Here is a 19991-nt window from a genome sequence, read left to right on the forward strand (position 1 = left end):
GTTTTTCAACCCGATTGGCCCTGTTCGGAAGGGGCTGCGGAATCAAGGGCTAGCAGCGGCATCCATCGCAGCCACCAGACTCGCATGCATGAACAAATCGTGCCCCGCGGGGGAAACCGTGAACCCGAGCGCGGCAACGCCATTGCGCCGCAGGGCTTTGTCATGGGACGCCAGACTGGCGGTGATGAGTTCCGTCGATGGCGAAGGCGCCGGGCCGTCCGCAATGACGGCCTGCCGTTTCTCGGCGGCGAGCAGGGTCGTTCCCGCCAGGCGGAACCCGCGGGGAGAATGGAAGCGGCGCCAGGCCTCCCGCGCCAGCTTGTCCGCAAAAGCATGGTCCGCCGCCTTCCCGCTCAGGCGGGCGTAATACCGCAGGCCGGATGCCGCGTAGGCGTATCCCTCCAGATCCGCGGGGCCGAACAGTTTGCCGTGCCCCATTCCATTTTGCAGCCCATCCTTGCGCCACAGTTGCCTTGCCAGAAAATCCTTCACCTCGTCGGCGGAGCGCCGGTAACGCGGAGCGGTAGCCGCCGCTTCGCTCAGGGCCTTGAGCGCCAATCCGTTCAGACCTGCCAGCAGCTTGTCGTCCTTGGGCAGGCTGCGATTTCTCCTTTCTTTTCGCAGCTTGCGGTAGACGGGCTCGAGTTGCGCCAGTTCCGCAGCCGTCGGCTCGCGCACTTGTTGGGGGAGATAGCCCAGGTCCGACTCCGCCGCGGCTTCCAGCCCCCAGATGCGCGTGGCCAGGGCTAACTCGTCAGGACTCAGGGTGTGACGGAGTTGTTCCATGCTCCAGAGATAGACGCCGCCTTCCCGTCCTTCGCTGTCGACCGCCGACGTGCTGGTGATGAAGGCGCCGGTTTCCGCATCGCGCATTTCCGCCAGCATGAAATCCAGGGTCTCGAAGGCGATTTCCTGGTATTGCGGTTTGCCCAGAATGCGGGCGGCACGCAGGTAAAGCAAAGCAAGCTCGGCGTTGTCGTACAGCATTTTCTCGTAATGGGGCGTGTGCCATTCCGGGTCGACCGTATAGCGAAAAAAACCGCCGCCGACGTGGTCGCGCAGCCCGCCTTTTGCCATCAGGTCCAAGGTCAGGGTCAGCCACGCGGCAAGCCGGGCGTCTGGATGGCGCTCATGGATTTGCAGCAGGGCCGTGAGTTGGGGCGCCATGGGAAACTTGCGTGCCTGTTCGAGTCCGCCGCGCAACGGGTCGGCCATCGCCAGGGCGTCATCCACCAGCCGTTGGCGCCAGACCGCGGCATGATCGGAAGCAGGCTTCAGCGGGATGGAGCCCACCGGCTTCCCGCCGCCGGCAGCCTCCCTGGCCGCCGCCTTGAGTTCATCGCGATCGGTCAGCCAGCGTTCACTCAATTTGCTTATCAGGCCCAGAAACTGGTCCGGTTTCGAATACAGCGTGGCGTAGACCGGGTAGCCTTCGGGGGTGATGAAAACATTGAGCGGCCATCCGGCCATGCCGCGGGAACGCCGCGCGAATTCGATCATTTCGGCATCCAGCGCAGTGTTCAACTCACGGTCGACTTTTACGGGAATGAAATCCCGATTTAGCACCTCGGCGATGCGTAGATCGCGGTAACTTTCCTGCTGCATGACATGGCACCAGTGACAGGAGAAATAGCCGATGGAAACGAACAGCAGCTTGTTCTGCTGCCGTGCCAGAGAGACGGTGGCCGGGCTCCATTCCTGCCATGCCACCGGGTCGGCGCCGTGCATCGCCAGGTAGGGAGAGGGGTGATTGGCGAGACGGTTGACCAAGGGCGCAGCCTGCATCGCCGCGGGCAGGAAGGACATGCACAGCGCCAGAATCAATCCGAATAAGCGTTGCCTTGATGATCGTGCCATGGGGTTCCTGCTATTGATCCCGCCTTCTACAGTCATGCCGGCGTGGATTTGGAAAGCCTGCGCAAACTAAGACTTCGGCTCCATCCGGGTGGTTCCGGCCTGGCGTTCAAAGAATGTTGAACAGCACCAGCGGCGTCAAGGCAAGCGAGACCACAAAAACCCAGAAATCCGGGTCGCGAAAATAGGTTTGCAGGCGCAGTGTTTGGTTTTCCATTCTCATCATCGGCTCCGTTTTTTAAATTGACGGGGCCAGTATGTCGAACAGAAAGCTCATGGCGTGAGCCATGGTCGGGATGGTGCTGCGGTTTTTTCCGGGCTTGATTTGTTCGCTCAGTAATGTGCCAGCGCCGCCCCGAGTTCCCGCTTCACCCGTTCGCGCAGTTGCTCCGGCGCAACCACTTCCACTTCCGCGCCGTGGCGCATGATATCCATGATCAGTTCCCGGTCGTCGTTGTAGGGCAGGTCCAGCAGGTAGTGGCCGTCCGGATCGAATTCGCCCTTCTGCTGCGGGTGCCACAGTTCGTTCGCCACCCAGCGCGCACGTTCGGGGGAGAAGCGCAGCCTGGCCCAGGTCACTTCCTTGCCGGAGAAGATGCCATAGCCGCTTTCCAGCACTTCCTTCAGTTTCGCTCCGGGCAGTTCTTTCACCTTTCCTTCCACCATTTCGGCGTGGCGGATGGCGTCGATGGAGAAGCTGCGTATGCCCTCGCGCAGATGGCACCAGGTGTCCACGTACCAGTTGTCGCGGTAGTACACCAGTTGCAGGGGGGACACGATGCGCTCCGATTCCTCCCCGGTCTGGCGGCTGTAGTGGCGGATGCTGAGGCGTTTGCGGCTCAGGGTGGCGGAGGCGATGACTTCGAAATGGGTGGTGGCGACCTGGCGCCGCGCGGCGTGGACGATGCGGAAGCGGTTTTCCACTTCCTCGGCGGAGTGGTCGCGGCTTTCCAGCAGCGCTTTCAGGCGCGCCTGCAAGGGTTTGATGTGGCCCGCCAGCAGGCCGGGTTCGAGGTTGGAGAGCAGGTGCTGCATGGTGAGCAGGGCGTGCACTTCGCCCGGGTTGAACCACAGGCCGGGCAGGGCGAAAGAGGGCGCGAGGGCGTCGGGCTGGCCGTAGCGGTAGCCGCCGGCTTCGCGGTCCCACTGGATCGGCGCGTTGAGCCGTTCGCGCATGTATTCGAGGTCGCGCTTGAAGGTGGCGAGCGAGATGCCCAGGTCTTCCAGGAAAGCGTTGACCGGCACCACGGCCCGGTCGTTGAGGAGCTGGTCGATCTTGTAAAAGCGTTCGGTGCGGTCCATTAAATTTCCTTGCATTCAGGCTTGGTGTGGCTCATCTGGTGAGCTTTACTATAACCCATAATGTGTCCAACACATCATGAAAGGGAAAACCAGCATGCAAGCGAACCTGTTTACCGCCTCTGCCACCGGATTGTCGCCACAGTTGAAGACAGAAACCCGACTGGCGCTGACCCTGGCCATCCAGCGCATCTGCCAGCGGGCAACGGCCGAAGGCAAAACACGGGTGCGCCCGGCCACTTTGCGTAAAATGGAACGGCACGTCAGCGAGCTGCGCAAAGCCATGCGCGCGAGCCGCTGATCCATGAGGAGCAAGCCAATGAGCACGCCTTATGTTTCCACCTATCTGGGCAACCGCTTCTATCCGCTGGAGCCGCGCATCGACGACATCGAGATCGAGGACATCGCGCACGGCCTCGCTTATCAGTGCCGTTTCAACGGCCAGACCAACGCTTTCTACTCGGTCGCCCAGCACAGCCTGATCGTCGCGTCGCAGGTCCCGGACGACCTGCAGCTTGCCGCCCTACTGCACGACGCCGCCGAAGCCTACCTGGGCGATATGGTGAAGCCGCTTAAACTGCTGCTGCCGGCGTTTTCCGCGATCGAGGACAGCGTTACCCGCATCATCGGCGAACGCTTCGGGCTGGACCTCAGCCACCATGGCGACATCAAGCGTGCGGACCTGGTCGCGCTGGCCACCGAGAAGCGCGACCTGATGCCCTATTCGACCGAAAGCTGGACCAGTTTGCAGGGGATCGAAGCACTGCCCGACAGGATATGCACCATGCAGCCGGAAGATGCGAAGCAGGCGTTCCTGCGCGCGTTCGGGGACTTGTACGCCGGAGACTGAACCCTTTCTCCTGCAGGCAATTATTTCGACTTGAAAACGGGGCTGAAACCATGGATTATTCAGCCCCTTTAGCCGATCTCCCCGGGCTGGTCCCCGATCGCGCTACTCTCCATTTCGATACCGAGCGCTTATGACTTTCAAAGAATCCCACACCCAATTCCAGATGCTGGACGTGACGCTGATCGAGCCGGACCCGGCCAGCCCGCGTCAGCACATCGACGCATCGGCGATCAAGGCCCTGGCCAATTCCATCCGCAGGAAAGGGCTCATCCACCCGCTGGTGGTGCAGCCCGCCAACGCGGCCGGGCGGCATGTCCTGATCGTCGGCGAGCGTCGCTGGCGGGCCGCCGTGCTGGCGGGCGAAAAAACAGTGCCGGCGCTGATCCGCGCCTGCGATCCCGCCGAGGTGCTGGAGGTGCAGGTTTTCGAAAACCTCGGCATGGGTCTGCGCGCGCCGCTGGAGCCGCGCGACATGGCCAACGCCATCCAGACCATCACTGACCGTTTCGACAGCCGGGCTGCAGCGCTGGACCACTTCGGCGGAACGCCCTCCTGGCTCAACCAGGCGACTGCCGCAGCAGCAGCCAACCTCTCCCCCAAGATCACCGCCCTGCTGGATTCCGGCAAGATCGCCAGCACCGGCGCGGCAGTCAAGCTGGAAAAACTGGCGCAGAAGAACGAAGCGAAGGCCGAGGCCATCATCGGCCAGATCGAGCAATTACCGGAAGGGGAAAAGCTGGCCAGGAAAGTTGTCGACAGGGCGCTTTCCGCGGAGGGCGGCCGGCGCAAGGCCAGGGAAGAAACCCCGTCCGACGCCACAGATACTCCACCCTGGGAAGATGCGCCAGCCGCGCCTGTTCCCGGCCGTCGGCTGATCAATTCCAGCAAGGTAAAAATGGTGGCCAGGATTCTCGGTCTGCCTGAGGGCGACGAGGAAGAAGTCCTGGTCCGGCTGATCGATGAGTTTCTGGCTCTGAAGGGTGAAGGGAACCCGCCGTTCTAGGAAGAATCGCCATGGTGGCCGCTTAAAGCGGAAATGAACCCCCATATCGGTTTGCAGTCAAATCTCCACAAAAGGAGATTGCCATGAGAATACTTATTCTTCTAATCGCAGTCGCCGTGTTGGGTGGCTGCGCAACCCCTGCTCAAAGGGCGGCTCAGTTGCAGCGCGAAGTCGACGAGATGATCACGGTCTACGGCCCCTCCTGCGAAAAGCTTGGATACAAAACAGACTCCGATCCGTGGCGGGACTGCATATTGCATCTCAGCGCAAAAGAGAGCTATGAGCGTGATCGCGGAGCGCCGAGGACGACAAGTTGCATCGGGCACCGCGGCTTCATGCAATGCACGACATTTTAAAAGGCGGGACCCTCCAGAAATAAGTGATGAATGTCACATTGGTCTGTCGCCCCCTATTTGTTGGCGCCCGAACACGCGTTGATCTGTTTGCCGGGCTCGTTGCGACGCCGTGGCGGGTGCCGTGCAGGAGAAAACCATGCACATTCCAAGGATCACCCCGTGCCTGTGGTTCGACACCCAGGCTGAAGAGGCCGCGCAATTCTATTGCGCAATTTTCCCGAATTCCCGCATCGCGAACATCAGCCGCTACGGCGAGGAAGGCCACGAGATACACGGCAAACCGGCCGGCAGCGTCCTGACCGTCGAGTTCGAACTCGGCGGGCAGGCCTTCACGGCGCTGAACGGCGGCCCGAATTTCAAGTTCAACGAAGCGATCTCCCTGCAGGTGGGTTGCGACACCCAGGAAGAGGTGGACCACTACTGGGACAGCCTCTCTGCCGGCGGCGACGAAGCGGCGCAGCAATGCGGCTGGCTCAAGGACAAATACGGCTTGTCGTGGCAAATCGTGCCCAATGTACTGGCCGACCTGATCAGCGATCCGGACCCGCGCAAGTCCGGGCGCGTCGTGACCGCCTTGCTGCAAATGAAGAAGCTCGATATCGCCGAACTGAAAAAGGCTTACGCCGGGTAGGCCGCACACCCGCGAGCCACGCGTTCAACGAATGTTGCCGGGCAGTTGAAAAAAATCATAACAATGGCTTAATGGGCATCGTCTGCCAAAACCGCGCCTTGCTGCGTTTGTCGAGAGGTACGTATTGATCTGGCTGGTCGGTCGCCGCATTCCAGCTGTTGCCCGGTTGCATGTCGGTTTCGATCGCCGCTTCTACGGCGTGTGCCACCCCTTCATTTTGGACAATCACTCCCACTTCGGTATTGAGATTCTCCGAACGCGGGTCAACATTGAACGTGCCGATATAAACAATTTTCGAATCCACCACCATGGTTTTGGCATGCAACGCGAACACCGGACGTTTGCCGTCCGTCATCACGGGGGGCATCGGGCCTTGCACCTTGGGATCGGGTTTGTATTCATAAATCTCCAATCCGATCTTGAGCAAGGCGGCCCGCTGATTGCGATATCCGCTGAAAGCCTGAAGATTATCGGTGGAGGCCAGTGAGTTGGTATTGATGCGTACGCGCACGCCGCGCGCGGTGGCCTCCCTGAACAGCGTCATGGCCTTGTCGGATAGCACAAGGTAAGGCGACTGGATAACGATATGATCGCGCGCACCCCTAATCAGTTGCGCCAGGGCCGTCGTGGTTAATCCGCCCCCGCCCAGACTTATGCTTTTCTTATTCTTGCCTGGACGGTCGCTGATGAATTTTACGTCAGCCCATACCACCTCCTCAGACAGACGCGCAAATGAGGCGGGCGCGGCTTCTATGGCAGAGCGCACCTCGGGTGCAAAGTTGTCGGGTGAATTTGCATATTCATGCAATTCGCGATAAATCCGCTTGATTTCCTCATCGTCCACGCGGACATTCTTTTGCATCAGGCCAAGGCCATCGTAAAGGGCTTCCACTGGGACACTCAGTTCGCTGCCCCAGAAGTTTTCGAAGCTGGTTTTCATCGTCTTGACCACCTCGCCCAGCAGCAATGCATCGCGATCGCGGAAATTGTACTCATGGTTGTAATCGAAGTACTCGTTCGCCATGTTGCGCCCGCCAGTGATGGCCAGCTTGCCGTCGACGATGAAGGTCTTGTCGTGCATGCGCTGGTTCACGCCGCGAAAATTTGTAAGCACGTTCAGCGCTCGTTTGTGAAACGGTGTGCCGACCGAATGCTGTGGATTGTAAATGCGGATATCGATGTTCGGATGTTTCGCCAGTGCAAGCAAGGACTTGTCCGGCGCATCGATGAGCAAATCATCCACAATAACGCGCACCCGAACGCCACGATCCGCTGCACGCAACAGCGCCTCCGCGGCCAGCATGCCGATGTTGTCGGCGCTCCAGATGAAGTATTGCACTTCGATCGAATGCTGGGCGTGGTCGGCCAGCCAGGCACGGGCCAGCAGAGCCTCCATGCCGGTGTTCAACACATAGATTCCGCTCTGGCGCGCGTGGGCGTCGATCTGCCCGACGATAAAGGCCATCGGTGTATCGAGCGCGGCGCGCCCGGATAACGGGAGCCACATGCACAGGCTGAACAACACGGCAACTAGCGATCGTTTCATCTTTATCCCGAGTCAGGTGTTTCAATTAATCATTCAAATCGCGCTGAACTCCGCTTTCGGCGCGTCCTGCCTGAATGCCGGCCGGTCCTTGCGCCCGTCTTCCATCCCGACCAGCTTGCGGTACAACTCGATCCCGGCCGTGTCGTCTCCTTTGCGGTAGGCCAGCTTGCCGTCGTGGGCGAACAGCGCGAGTTCGAGCGGGTCGGACGGGTTGCCGACGGCCAGCTTGGCGATGTCGTCGGGCGAAATGGTGAAGCTGGTGAACACCTGCTTGGTGACGAAATCGATCTGCGGGTAGGCGGCGTAGACCAGCTCGGAGCAGACGATGGTTTCGGTGGTGTTGACGTCGAAATTGAAATCGTAGCGCTTGCCGTAGTTGCTCAGGGCGAGGCCGATCGAATCGCGCCTGGCTTCCTGCGGCAGCTGGCTGGGCCGCAGCACGGCGATGTCGTCGATGTTCATGAAGTGTTCCAGGCTGTTGAGCACCACGCCGCCGCGCAGGGCTTCCAGCACCACGTGGCCGGAGCCGATCTGCTCCAGGTGTGCCTTGACCAGGGGCGAGTCCAGTGCGCCGATGGCGCGCAGCTGGTCCGTGGTGCCGATATAGATCGCCGCATGGCCGAAGTGTCCGGGGATGGTCTTGTCGGTCAGCGCGAAGGGCGTTTTCTCCAGCAGGATGTCGCCGGGCTGGAGCGCTTCCGACACCAGGGAGAGGAACTCGTGGTCGTTCTTCAGCTTCCCGGCGCGCCAGCGCACCATGCCGAGGGTGTTGCCCACCACCTGCGAGGTGAAGAATTTCAGCTTGCCGACCTCGCGCACCGAGTCGACGACCGAGCGTCGCATCAGGATGGCCAGCTGATCTGAGATCTGGCGGAACGCGGCGTCGCCGCCGAATTTCTTGCGCGCCGGACTTTTTTCGACAAATTCATAGAGCGCGACGATGCTCATGTCGGCCTGGCCCACGTGGTTGGCGATGGCCTCCTGGTTGTCCTGAAAGAAGCGGATCGCATCGCTCATGGCGGCTCGATAGCTCAGCGAGTTGGCGCGCAGCAGGGAGTCCTCGTAGAAGTTCTTGCCTACGCCAGCTTCGGGATAAGCCTCGTTGAGCTTGCTGCTCAGCACGAAATTGCCGGAGAAGTGCTGCTGCATGAACTGTGCGTTGTCGAACAGGGTCAGTGCCGCCGCCATGGCAATGAGGATGGAGTCGATGCGCGCGCCGTCGGCCAGCCCTTCGTCCACCCGGTAAAGGGCGTTGCGGTGACGCAGCGCATGCTGAAACAGCAGGGTACGAATGGTGTTGGCTTCGCCGATTTCCCTGGCGATGCGCACGGAGTAGGCGGCGGGCAGGGCGCCATGGTGGGCTACGATGGCCTGGTCGGCTTCCGCGATGAAAGCGGGGATTTTGTCCTGCAGCGCACGGGAGCGGGCGATCAGGTCGATGACCTGTGCGGCATCGGCCTGACGGGTCGGCGCGGCAACACTCTCGGCGCTCGCCGCCGCCACGGGCTCATCGGCGGCATGTGCCGACAGGGGCGCCGCCAGAGCGGTTGCTGACAGCAGACTAGCGATGAACATGACGTGTGAAGACTGGAATTTCATTGCATTCCCTCGGTTGTATGCAGCATTTCTGTCAAATGATAACCCGGCCGGCCGTGCCGTCCACCGTGACTATCTGGCCGTTTTCCAGTGCTTCCAGCACACCGCGCACGCTCATCACGGCCGGCAGGCCGACTTCGCGTGCCGTCACCGCGCCGTGGGAGAGCGGGCCGCCGCTTTCCGTGACGATCGCCGCCGCCTTGTAGAACAGCGGCGTCCAGGCCGGATTGGTGGTGCGCGCCACCAGGATGGCGCCTTGCGGGAACGAGGCAAAGTCGTCCGTGGACAGCACCTTGAACACGGCGCCGCGCGCCGTGCCCGGACTGCCCGGCAGGCCGGAAAGCCCGCCTTCGCTGACGGCGCCGGCTGCCGACTTTCCCAGCTCCCACTCGGGCGAGCGCAGGCGGTTTTTCATGTAGGCGGTTTTTTCCGTTGCGATACTTGCCTTCAGCTTCGCCCAGGAGCCGGCGTCGTTGCGCCGCACGGCTTGATCCAGGTCCGTTGCCTGGGCGAAGAATACGTCCATGGGTTCGGCCACGATGTCCTTGTTCTTCAGCGCCTCGCCCAGGGCGCGCAATCCTTTGCGGAAAGGCAGGGTAAGCCTGGTCGTCTGGTAGTGCTCGATGTCGTCCAGCGCGGTGTACACGCGGGCCAGGCGCAACAGTTCCTGCACCGCGAAGCGCAGCTCCTCCGGCATGCCGGCCAGCAGCTGACGCTCGGTTTCGGTCATGGCAATTTTCAGTGCGCGTTCTTTTTCGGCCGGGTCTTCCAGCGCCGAGTCCAGCATCGCCTTCAGGTTCTCCACCACCAGCCATGGCGCTTCCAGCCAGGTGGGGTGGTAGGGGTCGAATTCCACTTCGCGGTGGCCGTGGTCCTGCAGGAAGCGCTGGAACGTAGCGTCGATCGCGGCGTCCTCAGCGAACCCGCCGGCAGCGAGAAACGCCTGTCCGTTCAGCACGCGCATTTTCTCAGCGAGGGCCGGCCGTTGTTCGATTTTCCGCGCCAGGCGGTAGAGCTCCTTGTTGACGAATCCGGTCTTGGTCTCGCAATAGGCCAGCAGGCGGTCGAAGCAGGCCGGGGCGGCCTGTTTGCCGATGCCGGCTTCGATGATGCTGAACACCAGCTTGTACAGCGTGCGCTGGGTGATCGAGATGGCGATGTTGGGCAGGAAATATTCGGCGCCGAGCCGCTTGACGCGCAGCACGTAGTCCCACAGCTCGGGTATCGCGCGGCCCGCCAGCGGTTCCGCCATCAGCTCGCCCAGTCCGAGCAGGTAGCGGTCGAGGTCGCGCGACCAGGCCAGCGGCAGGTCCTGCACCCAGGCATAGCGTTTGCGCAGCTTGGGCAAAGCCGCCACCAGTTCCGCCACGGAGCGCACGTTCAGCGCGCTGGCCGTGCCTTCGGCGTAAATCTCGACGGCGTTCTGGTTGCCGTAGACGTAGTTGTCGAACAGCGCGAACCACTTGCCGTGAAACGGCGGCAGGCCCATCAGTTCGAAGGAATGGGAAAGCGACTGGTGAAAGCCTTCTTCCACCAGGTCCCAGGCCAGCGGCGTGATGACCGAGGGAAAGCGCTCCGCCGATTCGTCGCGCGTCCAGCGCGCCGGGATGCGCGTGACCGGGCGTGCCTGCAGCAGCCACAACGTGTCGCCCTCGATGCCCCATTCGATGTCCTGGGGATAGCCATAGAGCGCTTCGACGCGGCGCATCAACTCCGACAGGCCGGACAGTTCCTGCTCCGTCAGGCAGGAGGTTTCGGCGTCCTGCTGCGGCACGGGTTCGATGCGCGTGCCGGTGGCGGCGGCGACGATCCGTTCGGTTTTGCGCGCGATGGTGGCGTGCTTGACTTGCCCGGTGCGCTTGTCCAGTAACCAGTGATCGACCGGGAATTCGCCCCCCACCACGGATTCGCCGAGACCGTAGTTGGCGTCGATGGATTGCTCGTGCGGGGCGCCGGTCACCGGGTTGAGGCAGAAGCCGACGCCGGCGACGCGGCTGAAGGCCATTTTCTGCACCACCACCGCCATGGCCGTGTCCAGCAGGCCGACGCCGGCCTGCAGGCGATAGCTCACGGCGCGGGCGCTCCACAGCGATACCCAGCAGTCGCGGATGCGCGCAACGATGTCGTCCGCACCGATGCAGTTGAGGTAGGTTTCGTGCTGCCCGGCGAATGCCGCGCCGCCCAGGTCTTCCGCCGTGGCCGAACTGCGCACCGAGAAAGCGGTCTGTGGCGGGAATTTGGAAAGCGCCTCGCGGACTTCGCCCAGCAGGGATTCCGGCATGGGCCAGTGCGCCATGCGCGCGCAAAGCTGCGAACAGGCCTGGTCCATGGCGGCGGGATCGTCCAGCGGCAGTTCGCGCACCAGTCCCGGCAACGCGGGCTCGTGCGCCAGGAAGGTCAGGTAGGCTTGCGGCGGCAGCACGAAACCGGGCGGCACGGCAAAGCCGCCCTGGGTGAGCCGGGCGAGGTTCGCCCCCTTGCCGCCGGCGACGGACGCGTCGAGCAGGAGTGGCGAGGTGAAATCAAGCAGTAGCGACATTTTCGGTTTCCTTTTGAGTTTCCTTGGGGCGAATTTGGCCGCGAGCGTAACGGCGGGATTCGTACAGGGCGAACGCGGCCAGCGCGAAGCCGCTCAGCACGTCGACGAAATAGTGGTAGTGCAGGTAGAGGGTGGAAAACCACAACCCGGCGACCGGCAGCAGCAGCCAGCGGAACTCATTGCGGTGGTGGCGCCAGGCGAAGCCGAGGATGAAGGTCGACACCGCGCAATGCAGGCTGGGCCAGACATCCACCCGGTTGCTGCCCTGCGTCACCATGGTCTGGTTGAGCGCGGTGATCGGCCCGCCGGAAAGCGCCGCGTCGAACAGCTCGGGATGGGCCAGCCAGGGGCCTGCCGCCGGCACCAGCAGGTAGCCGAGGAAGCCCAGGCCGTAAACGGTGAACAGACCGGCGTAGAACTCGCCCAGCAGTTCGCGGCGGCGGAAGAAGTAGCGCAGCAGGCTGACAAACAGCAGGGGCATGAAGAGGATGTAGCACAGGCTCATGATTTCGGTCAGCCACGGGGTGGCCAGGCGCGCCAGCGCGACCGACGGGGTTTCTCCCAGCAGCCAGCGGTCGATGGCCAGCAGTTCGGCGTCGAAGCGCACCGTGCGTACCGCCGGCACCGCCCCGGCCATGGATTGGTAGGACACGTTCATCCCGACGGCGAGAAACGCGCACACGGCGGCAAGCCGGCCCCAGCCGGGGCGGCGGGCATGGCGCCGGGCGAGCCAGGCCATCCCTGCCAGCATGGCGCAGAACAGCAGGGTCCAGATCGTCATGCGCAGCGCATTGGCGCCCGCAATGGCGGCGACATAGGCGCTGAAATAGCGCAGCGGCAACTCAAGCAGTTCGATCATATGTGCTCCTTCAGTTCGCGCCAGGCCTGCAACAAGGCGGGCCTGGCGCCGGCGTGAAACAAGCCGTTGCACAGGGCCACGGACAGCTTGCGGAAGCGGTACCAGGCGCCGATGCCGGCTACGCTGACGCCCCAATAGGCGGCGACCCCGGCGGGACCGCAAACCAAGGCGAGGCCTGTGCTGAGCAGCGCCGCCCACGCCAGTCCCGCCGGCAACCCTCCCACCATCCGCCAGAAGGAGACGACATTGGGCGCATCCGGCAGTTTGCGGCTGGCGACCAGTCCGACGGCGAGCACCGGCGCGTTGAGCAGGCAAAACCCGCCCACCAGCGGCGCCAGAACCAGCCAGTAGAGCGCGTACAGCGGCCACGGCAAAACCGGAACCAGCGGCACGCCCTGGTGCAGGCACAGGCGCTCCCGCCGTGCGAGCGTTTTCAGCGGCTGGACGATTTCGGCCAGGGTTTCCGGGGCGGCCTGCTCGAAATGTTTCAGGGACAGCGCGTAGGAGGCAGGCGTGCCCAGCGTGGCGGCGTAGGCCAGGACTTCGGCGTCGTGCCGGGCCTCGTCGCTGGCGAAGTTGGCGCCGACGGATTCCAGCCCCTGCGTGATGAGGCGATGGATCGCGGCCACGTCGTCGCCGGGCTGGAGTTTTACCGCTTCTCCGACCAGCACCTCCACCCGGCTTTGCCACGCGGTGGGGTCTTCGCAGTGGACGCCGAGCGGCACGATGGTCAGCGCGACCCCGGCGTCGACGGCGGCATGGGCGATCCTTGCCGCGCCGCGTTGAAAGGGCAAATGCCTGAAACCGAGCGCGCTGGTCCCTTCCGGCATGACCAGCAGCTGGCCGCCGCCCTGCAGCAGGGCGATGCAGCGCTCTACGGCCTGCATGTTGTCCGCCGCCATGCCGCGTTCGCGGTCCTTGGCGCGCGCGACCGGGATGCCCTGGAACAGGAAGCGTCCGAGCGCGCTGCGGTGCAGCTGGGCGGAGATCATGGGCAGGGCGCGCGGTATGGCGCGGGTATACGGCGCCGCGTCCAGCGCCCCGTTGCGGTGGGTCGCCACGTAGAGCACCGCGCCGGACGGCGGCAGGCGCTCGCCTCCCAGCAGGGTGATGCGATTGAAGGCGAGGCGCCCGATGATGCGCCACACTAGAACGCGCCACTCTGGGCGGCTGGTCGGGCTTTGGCTTACAGGATGCGGCATATCAGCGAAACGTCCTGATGGCTGGCGATGTCCATGGGCAGAATGTATCCCTTGGGGTTGCACGGAATGTGGATGCCGAGCCGGGCGTAGGCGTGATGAATATACTCGGAACAGACCGTCGCCTTCTTGAGCCGCAACTCGCGAAAGCGCAGGCCGGCCAGGGCGACGACCTCGCGCAGGCCGATGCGCAAGGCGCGGCGCAGGCTGTAGGGACGCCCCAGAATATCCACCAGTTCCGACAGGAACAGCGCCAAGGTGTCCGCGTCATCGGCATCGAGCGCGGCGTGACGCGCCACCAGCAGATTCCCGGAATAGGGCTTGCCGCCGCCGTTCCAGTCCTTGAAATAGCAGCTCAGGGGTACCACCCGCACGCCGTAGGGCCATTCCGCTTCCAGCAGCAGTACCCTGTCGATGGACAGCATGCGCACCACCAGCGCCACGTGGCTGTACGGGCTGCGGGTGGCGGTCTGAATGATGCGCGACAGCGGTTTGGCGCCGGAGCAGAACAGCAGGTCGCCGGTGCGGATGGCGTCGCGCGCCTCGGCGTAGGAGGTGCACGCCAGATCATGGATATCCGTCAGATTCAGCGGTAGTGCTTGTCTTTCCATGGCTCAGCTGTTCGCCTCTTCAGCCAGGCGGCCGGCGGCTTTCGCCTTGCTTATGCGCAGCCACGCCAGCGTGCCGATGGCGAAGAACACCACCAGGCCGAACAGGCTGGCCGAGGCGACTACCTCCATGCCGGCCTTCACCATCAGCGCGTAGAGCCCCACCATGACGATCATGGCGAAGTTCTCGAACACGTTCTGGATGGCGATGGCGTGGCCGGCGCCGACGGTTTCGTGGCCGCGTTCCTGCAGCAGCGCGTTGAGCGGCACGACGTAGAAGCCGCCGCAGGCGCCGATCAGCACCAGCATCACGACTGCCGTCGGCAGGCTGGTGGCCTGGGCGAACACCGGGATCAGGAGGCCGATCAGGATGCCGGCCGGCAGGGCGCGGTTGATGGTTTTGAGGTTGACGAATTTCGCCGCGGCGGCGGCGCCCAGCGCGATGCCGATGGCGACCACGCCGCTCAGGTTGGCGGCCATGCCGTTGTTGCTGATCAGCAGCGCGACCGGCACCCAGGCCACGAGCAGGAAGCGCAGCGTGCTGCCGCTGCCCCAGAACACGCTGGTGCCGAGCATCGAGAAGCGCGCGTCGGGGTTCTTCACCAAAATAATCAGCGCGGCCCAGAAATCCCTGACCAGCGCGACGGGCGAGAAGGTCGCCAGCGGATGGGCGGCCGGCAGCTTGGGAATCAGCAGATTGGCCAGCCCGGCGATGACGTAGCATGCGGCTACGCCGGACAGCGCCATGTTCACCGAGCGGTCCGCCAGCATGCCGCCGAGCACCGCGCCCAGCAGGATGGCGACGATGGTCGAGCCTTCCATCATGCTGTTGGCCTTGACCAGCTTTTCCGCTCCGACCAGTTCGCTGAGGATGCCGTACTTGGCGGGTGAATAGGCCGCCGCGCCGACGCCGACCAGGTTGTAGGCGAGCAGGGGGTGCAGCCCGAGCAGCATGGCGATGGCCCCGGCGAATTTCATCGCGTTGGCCGCCAGCATCACGCGGCCCTTGGGCCAACTATCGGCAAAAGGCCCGACGAAAGGCGCCAGCAGGATGAAGGCAACGGCAAAGAATTCCTGCAACAGCGGCGTCTGCCAGTCCGGCGCGTGCATGAACTTGAGCATGGCGATCGCGGCGAACAGCAGCGCGTTGTCGGCCAGCGCGGAGAAGAACTGCGCGACCAGCACGGCGATCATGCCGCGCGAAACCAGGCTGCCGTTCTGGATGGTGGAGTGGGTCATGCGGATTTCCTTTCAAGCTTTAAAACTAAGTTAGCCACAGAGAACACAGAGTTCACAGATAAAACAATGGGTTGCCTTAAATGGGGGCTCCACCTGTAGGGTGAGGTGAAAAAAACAGCGAAAATTGCTTCATCTCTGTGTCCTCTGTGTTCTCTGTGGCTAGAATTATTTTTTGGGTTCGAAAAAGCGGCGTGTCTCGAATACGCTGGACGGGAACTGGAGCTGACCCGCGCGCAGCAAGCGTTTCAAAGCGAAATCGAACAACAGCGGATTGTGCGTCCGGACTTCCTGCAGCACCGGCACGGCGGCGGGGTCGAGCAAGCCCATGTTCGCCATGTCGCCGACCGAAAACAGCGGCATGATGCCGGGCAGGGGATAATCGGAGCCGTTGAGCAGGCGCGGGTGCCAGTCGGCACGCTGCAGCACGGCCTTGAGCGCCCAGGCGCGGTTGAGCTGGGTGAGCGCGGAAATGTCGCTGTGCAGCTTGTCCGCGTAGCGCGGCTCGTCCATGAGGCGGGCGAACAGTGCGAAGCTCTTCACGCGCGGGCCGTTCGCGCCCTGGTCGGTGTCCTGGTCGTCGCCGTCCGAGGCGCAGTGGGCGACCACCACGCGCACGCCGTGGTCCATCGCGCGGCGCAGGCGCAGGGGGTTGCCGAAATCCTGGTTGCCGCCCTGCACCGCCAGTTCGCGCCCGGCGTGGCTGATGATGGGCAGGTCCGCCGCCGCCAGCGCGGCGTAGAAAGGGTCACAGCGCGGCGAAAGCGGGTCGATGCCCATGGCAGACGGCAGCCACTTGATCGCACGCGCACCGCCCTGCACCGCTGTATGCAAAGCTTCCACGCAGTCGGCACGGTAGGGGTGGATGGAGGCCGCCCACTCGAAGGCGTCGGGATGCGCATGCGCCACCTGCGCCGCGTAAGCGTCGGGAATGTGGAAGATGGAGCGCTTAGGGTCGGGCTGGCCGTTCTCGTCGTGAAACCAGTCGAAGGCGAGCAGCATGGTCTTGAACCCGGGCTTCATGCCTTCCACCAGGTTGAGCAGGCGCGCGACATAGCTCCGGTCGAGCTGGCCGGGGGCCTCGTGCACGCAGCCGGCGTTCATGTAGAACAGTTTCTGCATGCGCAGCAGGGGGTGCCACATGCTGTCCATGTCCGGGCTGAACCAGGCGCCGCTGCCGGAATCGCCGCTGCCGACCAGATGCACGTGGCAATCCCACACCTGAGCCGGGTCCAGCCCGGCCCATACCGACTGCAGCAGCGGATGCTGCGCCACGGCGTCCGGCAGGTCGGCGCGGCAGGGATTGGTCAGGCCCTGTTCCGGCCAGTATTTCCACCCGCCCGCGCCGCCGGCGGCAAGCCCGAATACGCCCGTTGAGCGCAGGAACTGGCGGCGGTTCACCTGAAATCCCCTGGTTTGAAACCACGGAAAACACGGAGAACACGGAAAAAATCGACCTTCGGGCTGCATGGCATACATCCCATAATTTCTCCTCCGTGTGCTCCGTGTGTTCCGTGGTTAACTGGTTTTTCCCGGTTCATCAGGCGGCCTCCGCCATCTGTTTGAGCCTCACGTAATCGGTCTTGCCTGTGCCCAGCAGCGGCAGTTCGGCCAGCGGCACGATCTTGCGGGCGATCGCCAGTTCCGGGCTGCCGAGCTCGCGCGCGGCGTTGAGCAATGCTTCGCGGCTCAGCGCGGCATCGCTGGTGAAGAGCAGGATGTTCTCGCCGCGCTGCGCGTCGGTTTGCGTGGTGGCGGCGTGTTGGCCAGCGGGCGAGGCGAGGTTGGCGATCTGTTCCACCACTTCCAGCGACACCATTTCGCCGGCGATCTTGGCGAAGCGCTTGACCCGGCCGAGGATGCGCACGAAGCCGTCGGCGTCGATCTCGACCACGTCGCCGGTGCTGTACCAGCCGTCTTCGGGCGGTTTCAGCACGCCGGGGTGGTCGAACAGGTAGTAGCCCAGCATCACGTTGGGGCCGCGCACGCTGAGCAGGCCGCCGCGCTCGATGCCGGGAACGGCTTCCAGCCTGGATTGCAGGCCGGGCAGCAGCGGGCCGACGGTGCCGGTGCGGCAGGCCATGGGCGTGTTCACGGCCAGCACCGGGGCGCATTCGGTGGCGCCGTAGCCTTCCAGGATGCGGATGCCGAATTTGTCCATCCAGGTCTTGCGCACTTCCTCGTTGAGTTTTTCCGCGCCGGCCACCACGTAGCGCAGCTTGTAGAAGTCGTAAGGGTGGGCGAAGCGGGCGTAGTTGCCGAGGAAGGTGCTGGTGCCGAACAGCACGGTGCAGTTACGGTCGTAAATGATCTCGGGGATGATGCGGTAGTGCAGCGGCGAGGGGTAAAGGAACATTTTCGAGCCGGTCACCAGCGGCATGATGCCGCCGCAGGTGAAGCCGAAGGCGTGGAACAGCGGCAGAGTGATCATGAATTTGTCCGACGGCGTGAAGTCGATCACCGAGCGGATCTGCGCGATATTGGCCAGGATGCCGCGATGCGAGTGCGCCACGCCCTTGGGCTTGCCTTCCGAGCCGGAAGTGAACAGCACCACGGCGGGATCGTCCGGCTGGACCTGCGGCACGGCCAGCGCCGGCAGCCAGCGCGCGAAGCCCATCAGCCACAGCTTGTCGCCCAGGCCGAACTGCGCGCGCAGCTCTTCCAGGTAGACGATGCGGATGTTTTCCAGCGCGGCGAGGGTTCAGCCAGCTTGGCGGCCTCCACGAACTGGCGCGAGGTGACGATGGTGCGCACCCCGGCCGCGATGCAGGCGTTCTGCATCCCGGCCGTGCCCGCCGTGTAGTTCAGCATGGCGGGGACGCGCCGCATGGCGCTCATGCCGAAAATCAGGCAGATGGTGCTGGTGACGTTGGGCAGCAGCACCCCGACGTTCTCGCCCGGCGCGCTGATCTTGGTCGCCAGCCGCCCCAGCGCGAGGATTTTTTTCAGCAGCTGGCCGTAGGTCTCTTCCACCTGCTGCATGTCCTCCAGCAGGCGCGTGCCGCGGCCATGGATGCGGATGGCGTCGAGCAGGGCGCTGAACAGCGTCTGCACCGGCTGAGAGGCGAACAGCATTTCCTGCATCGTGCGGCGCATCGCGTCGCCCGCCATGCGGCGGCGCAGCTTGGCGCTGGGCGCGTCCGGCATGGCGATGGCGGTGGTGGGCAGGATGGAGAGGGTGATCTTGGGGAGAATGCTGCGCGGATAGTTGCCGGACAAGCGGCTGAAGTAGGAGCGCGCCGCGCCGTCCAGCCTGATCGGCAGGATGGTGGCGCCGGTCTTGGCGGCGACGAAGCCGGGGCCGTCGTACACCTTCATCAGGCTGCCGGTCATGGTGATGCGCCCTTCCGGGAAGATCACCACGGATTCGCCCGCTTCCAGCAGCTTGATGACTTTCTTCATCGCCAGCGGGCTGGTCGGGTCCACTGCCAGATGCGGCACGCGGGCAAGCAGGAAACGGAACACGGGATTTTGCAGCACCGTGGTATGCACCAGGAAAGTCGCGCGGAAGGGCAGGAACAGGCCGATCAGCAGGCCGTCGAGAAACGACTCGTGGTTGGCGATGACCAGCAGCTTGCCGGTTTGCGGCAGGTTGGCGTTACCGTGAATCTCGATCCGGAACAGTATCCGGCAAAGCAGGCGCAGCAGCGTTTTCAACATGTAACCTCCCTGTTTTTGTTACTTTTTAGGTGTTGTTTCTGACGTAATCCAGCACGCGCTGCAAGGTGGCGGCGATGTTTTCCCGGTCGATCCAGAAATAGACCTCCTTGCCGATCTTTTCGCTTTGCAGGGCGCCGGCTTGATGCAGAATTTTGAGATGGTGCGACACCGTCGTGCGGCTCAGCGTGGAAGCGGCCACCAGTTGCGTGACGTTGAGGCGCTCGCCAGGCTGGAACGTCAGCAGAATGCGTTGACGCTGTTCGTCCCCCAGGGCGACGAACATGCTGGATACGTCGTGCCACTGGTTCGGGAGCTTCTGGATGGAGTCGTTTGTCATGACCACATGTTTACACATTTAGTTATGTATGACAAATGTTTTATGGAGTTTTTTTCTGCGACGCTCAGCGGCCGCCCGTGACCATCTGCGCGCGCTGGGTGATGCAGTCGCTGTCGCCCGCCTGATATTCCCGGCAGATCACGGGCCGGCGCTCGTAGATCCGGCACAGCATGGTGTCCCGGTCGAGCGCCGCGCACCAGCCATCGTCGCGCCGCGCCATGACCCACCCACCCCAGCGGTCCTGCCTGGTAAACGCGGCGGGGATGTCGTCGCCGGCCATCAGCATGACCTCCAGCCGGCAGCAGCAGGCTTCGCAGGTGGAGCAGGTGATTTCAGGGGTGTTGGACATGTCGGTTTGCGCGTTCATGCGAGGCATTTTCGCATGTGCAGTGGCAGGGGAAGTGCGTTATTTGCGCCC

General features: G+C 63.4%; 16 protein-coding genes and 1 pseudogene. 4 read left to right on the forward strand and 13 right to left on the reverse strand.

The genetic code is table 11. From position 1 onward, the window contains the following. Positions 1-42 precede the first annotated feature (42 nt). Together SKTS_RS04165 and SKTS_RS04170 are read right to left on the reverse strand one after the other, a co-directional pair. Entirely contained in the window at positions 43-1806 is a 1764-nt protein-coding gene (locus SKTS_RS04165; protein WP_173060762.1) for a thioredoxin domain-containing protein, read from the reverse strand. 381 nt (positions 1807-2187) lie between these two features. Further along, positions 2188-3156 (reverse strand): helix-turn-helix transcriptional regulator, encoded by a 969-nt coding sequence (locus tag SKTS_RS04170; protein WP_173060765.1) that lies wholly within the window; start codon positions 3154-3156, stop codon positions 2188-2190. A gap of 94 nt (positions 3157-3250) precedes the next feature. Between SKTS_RS04170 and SKTS_RS04175 the strand changes: the two genes are divergently transcribed. The 4 genes from SKTS_RS04175 to SKTS_RS04190 all read left to right on the forward strand — a co-directional run bounded on the left by SKTS_RS04175 (position 3251) and on the right by SKTS_RS04190 (position 5993). Then, a complete protein-coding gene (locus SKTS_RS04175) occupies positions 3251-3454 on the forward strand; it encodes a hypothetical protein (RefSeq protein ID WP_173060768.1) in 204 nt (67 codons plus the stop codon). An 18-nt stretch (positions 3455-3472) separates the two neighbouring features. Then, positions 3473-4003, forward strand: a complete 531-nt coding sequence (locus SKTS_RS04180; protein WP_173060771.1) for a phosphohydrolase — start codon at positions 3473-3475, stop codon at positions 4001-4003. Between the two features lie 130 nt (positions 4004-4133). Continuing rightward, positions 4134-5006 (forward strand): ParB/RepB/Spo0J family partition protein, encoded by an 873-nt coding sequence (locus tag SKTS_RS04185; protein ID WP_173060774.1) that lies wholly within the window; start codon positions 4134-4136, stop codon positions 5004-5006. A gap of 492 nt (positions 5007-5498) precedes the next feature. Next, the gene (locus tag SKTS_RS04190) at positions 5499-5993 is read left to right on the forward strand and encodes a VOC family protein (protein ID WP_173060777.1); all 495 of its coding nucleotides are present in this window, start codon (positions 5499-5501) and stop codon (positions 5991-5993) included. A 55-nt stretch (positions 5994-6048) separates the two neighbouring features. Here SKTS_RS04190 and SKTS_RS04195 read toward each other — a convergent pair whose 3' ends face one another. From SKTS_RS04195 to SKTS_RS04245, 11 genes and pseudogenes are all read right to left on the reverse strand, one after another. Then, positions 6049-7539: a phospholipase D family protein gene (locus SKTS_RS04195; RefSeq protein ID WP_173060780.1), complete on the reverse strand. Its 1491-nt coding sequence runs from the start codon at positions 7537-7539 to the stop codon at positions 6049-6051. 33 nt (positions 7540-7572) lie between these two features. Beyond that, a complete protein-coding gene (locus SKTS_RS04200) occupies positions 7573-9138 on the reverse strand; it encodes a YiiX/YebB-like N1pC/P60 family cysteine hydrolase (RefSeq protein WP_173060782.1) in 1566 nt (521 codons plus the stop codon). Positions 9139-9169: 31 nt separating this feature from the next. Beyond that, the gene (locus SKTS_RS04205) at positions 9170-11674 is read right to left on the reverse strand and encodes a PEP/pyruvate-binding domain-containing protein (protein WP_173060785.1); all 2505 of its coding nucleotides are present in this window, start codon (positions 11672-11674) and stop codon (positions 9170-9172) included. Next, positions 11658-12533, reverse strand: coding sequence for a phosphatase PAP2 family protein (locus SKTS_RS04210; RefSeq protein ID WP_173060788.1), 876 nt, complete (start codon positions 12531-12533; stop codon positions 11658-11660). Before SKTS_RS04210 ends, SKTS_RS04205 begins: the two co-directional genes overlap by 17 nt. Continuing rightward, entirely contained in the window at positions 12530-13735 is a 1206-nt protein-coding gene (locus SKTS_RS04215) for a 1-acyl-sn-glycerol-3-phosphate acyltransferase (RefSeq protein ID WP_173060791.1), read from the reverse strand. Before SKTS_RS04215 ends, SKTS_RS04210 begins: the two co-directional genes overlap by 4 nt. Further along, the gene (locus tag SKTS_RS04220; protein ID WP_173060794.1) at positions 13720-14343 is read right to left on the reverse strand and encodes a C40 family peptidase; all 624 of its coding nucleotides are present in this window, start codon (positions 14341-14343) and stop codon (positions 13720-13722) included. The genes SKTS_RS04215 and SKTS_RS04220 overlap by 16 nt, the downstream gene beginning before the upstream one ends. 3 nt (positions 14344-14346) lie before the next feature. Then, a complete protein-coding gene (gene lplT, locus SKTS_RS04225) occupies positions 14347-15579 on the reverse strand; it encodes a lysophospholipid transporter LplT (protein WP_173060797.1) in 1233 nt (410 codons plus the stop codon). 165 nt (positions 15580-15744) lie between these two features. Next, entirely contained in the window at positions 15745-16977 is a 1233-nt protein-coding gene (locus tag SKTS_RS04230) for an amidohydrolase family protein (protein WP_244617431.1), read from the reverse strand. Between the two features lie 139 nt (positions 16978-17116). Further along, positions 17117-19236 (reverse strand): annotated as a pseudogene (gene aas, locus SKTS_RS04235) (bifunctional acyl-ACP--phospholipid O-acyltransferase/long-chain-fatty-acid--ACP ligase). Positions 19237-19261: 25 nt separating this feature from the next. Beyond that, entirely contained in the window at positions 19262-19573 is a 312-nt protein-coding gene (locus SKTS_RS04240) for an ArsR/SmtB family transcription factor (RefSeq protein WP_173060800.1), read from the reverse strand. Positions 19574-19637: 64 nt separating this feature from the next. Continuing rightward, entirely contained in the window at positions 19638-19940 is a 303-nt protein-coding gene (locus SKTS_RS04245) for a YkgJ family cysteine cluster protein (RefSeq protein ID WP_173060803.1), read from the reverse strand. Positions 19941-19991: the final 51 nt, after the last annotated feature.

Origin of the sequence: Sulfurimicrobium lacus (assembly GCF_011764585.1) — a bacterium.
GTDB lineage: Bacteria > Pseudomonadota > Gammaproteobacteria > Burkholderiales > Sulfuricellaceae > Sulfurimicrobium > Sulfurimicrobium lacus.

Excerpts from the sequence above, each read along its gene's own strand:
- SKTS_RS04165 (WP_173060762.1), bottom strand. The coding sequence starts at position 1,806 with ATGTCCTTCCTGCCCGCGGCGATGCAGGCTGCGCCCTTGGTCAACCGT.
- SKTS_RS04170 (WP_173060765.1), bottom strand. The coding sequence starts at position 3,156 with ATGGACCGCACCGAACGCTTTTACAAGATCGACCAGCTCCTCAACGAC.
- SKTS_RS04175 (WP_173060768.1), top strand. The coding sequence starts at position 3,251 with ATGCAAGCGAACCTGTTTACCGCCTCTGCCACCGGATTGTCGCCACAG.
- SKTS_RS04180 (WP_173060771.1), top strand. The coding sequence starts at position 3,473 with ATGAGCACGCCTTATGTTTCCACCTATCTGGGCAACCGCTTCTATCCG.
- SKTS_RS04185 (WP_173060774.1), top strand. The coding sequence starts at position 4,134 with ATGACTTTCAAAGAATCCCACACCCAATTCCAGATGCTGGACGTGACG.
- SKTS_RS04190 (WP_173060777.1), top strand. The coding sequence starts at position 5,499 with ATGCACATTCCAAGGATCACCCCGTGCCTGTGGTTCGACACCCAGGCT.
- SKTS_RS04195 (WP_173060780.1), bottom strand. The coding sequence starts at position 7,539 with ATGAAACGATCGCTAGTTGCCGTGTTGTTCAGCCTGTGCATGTGGCTC.
- SKTS_RS04200 (WP_173060782.1), bottom strand. The coding sequence starts at position 9,138 with ATGAAATTCCAGTCTTCACACGTCATGTTCATCGCTAGTCTGCTGTCA.
- SKTS_RS04205 (WP_173060785.1), bottom strand. The coding sequence starts at position 11,674 with ATGTCGCTACTGCTTGATTTCACCTCGCCACTCCTGCTCGACGCGTCC.
- SKTS_RS04210 (WP_173060788.1), bottom strand. The coding sequence starts at position 12,533 with ATGATCGAACTGCTTGAGTTGCCGCTGCGCTATTTCAGCGCCTATGTC.
- SKTS_RS04215 (WP_173060791.1), bottom strand. The coding sequence starts at position 13,735 with ATGCCGCATCCTGTAAGCCAAAGCCCGACCAGCCGCCCAGAGTGGCGC.
- SKTS_RS04220 (WP_173060794.1), bottom strand. The coding sequence starts at position 14,343 with ATGGAAAGACAAGCACTACCGCTGAATCTGACGGATATCCATGATCTG.
- lplT (WP_173060797.1), bottom strand. The coding sequence starts at position 15,579 with ATGACCCACTCCACCATCCAGAACGGCAGCCTGGTTTCGCGCGGCATG.
- SKTS_RS04240 (WP_173060800.1), bottom strand. The coding sequence starts at position 19,573 with ATGACAAACGACTCCATCCAGAAGCTCCCGAACCAGTGGCACGACGTA.
- SKTS_RS04245 (WP_173060803.1), bottom strand. The coding sequence starts at position 19,940 with ATGAACGCGCAAACCGACATGTCCAACACCCCTGAAATCACCTGCTCC.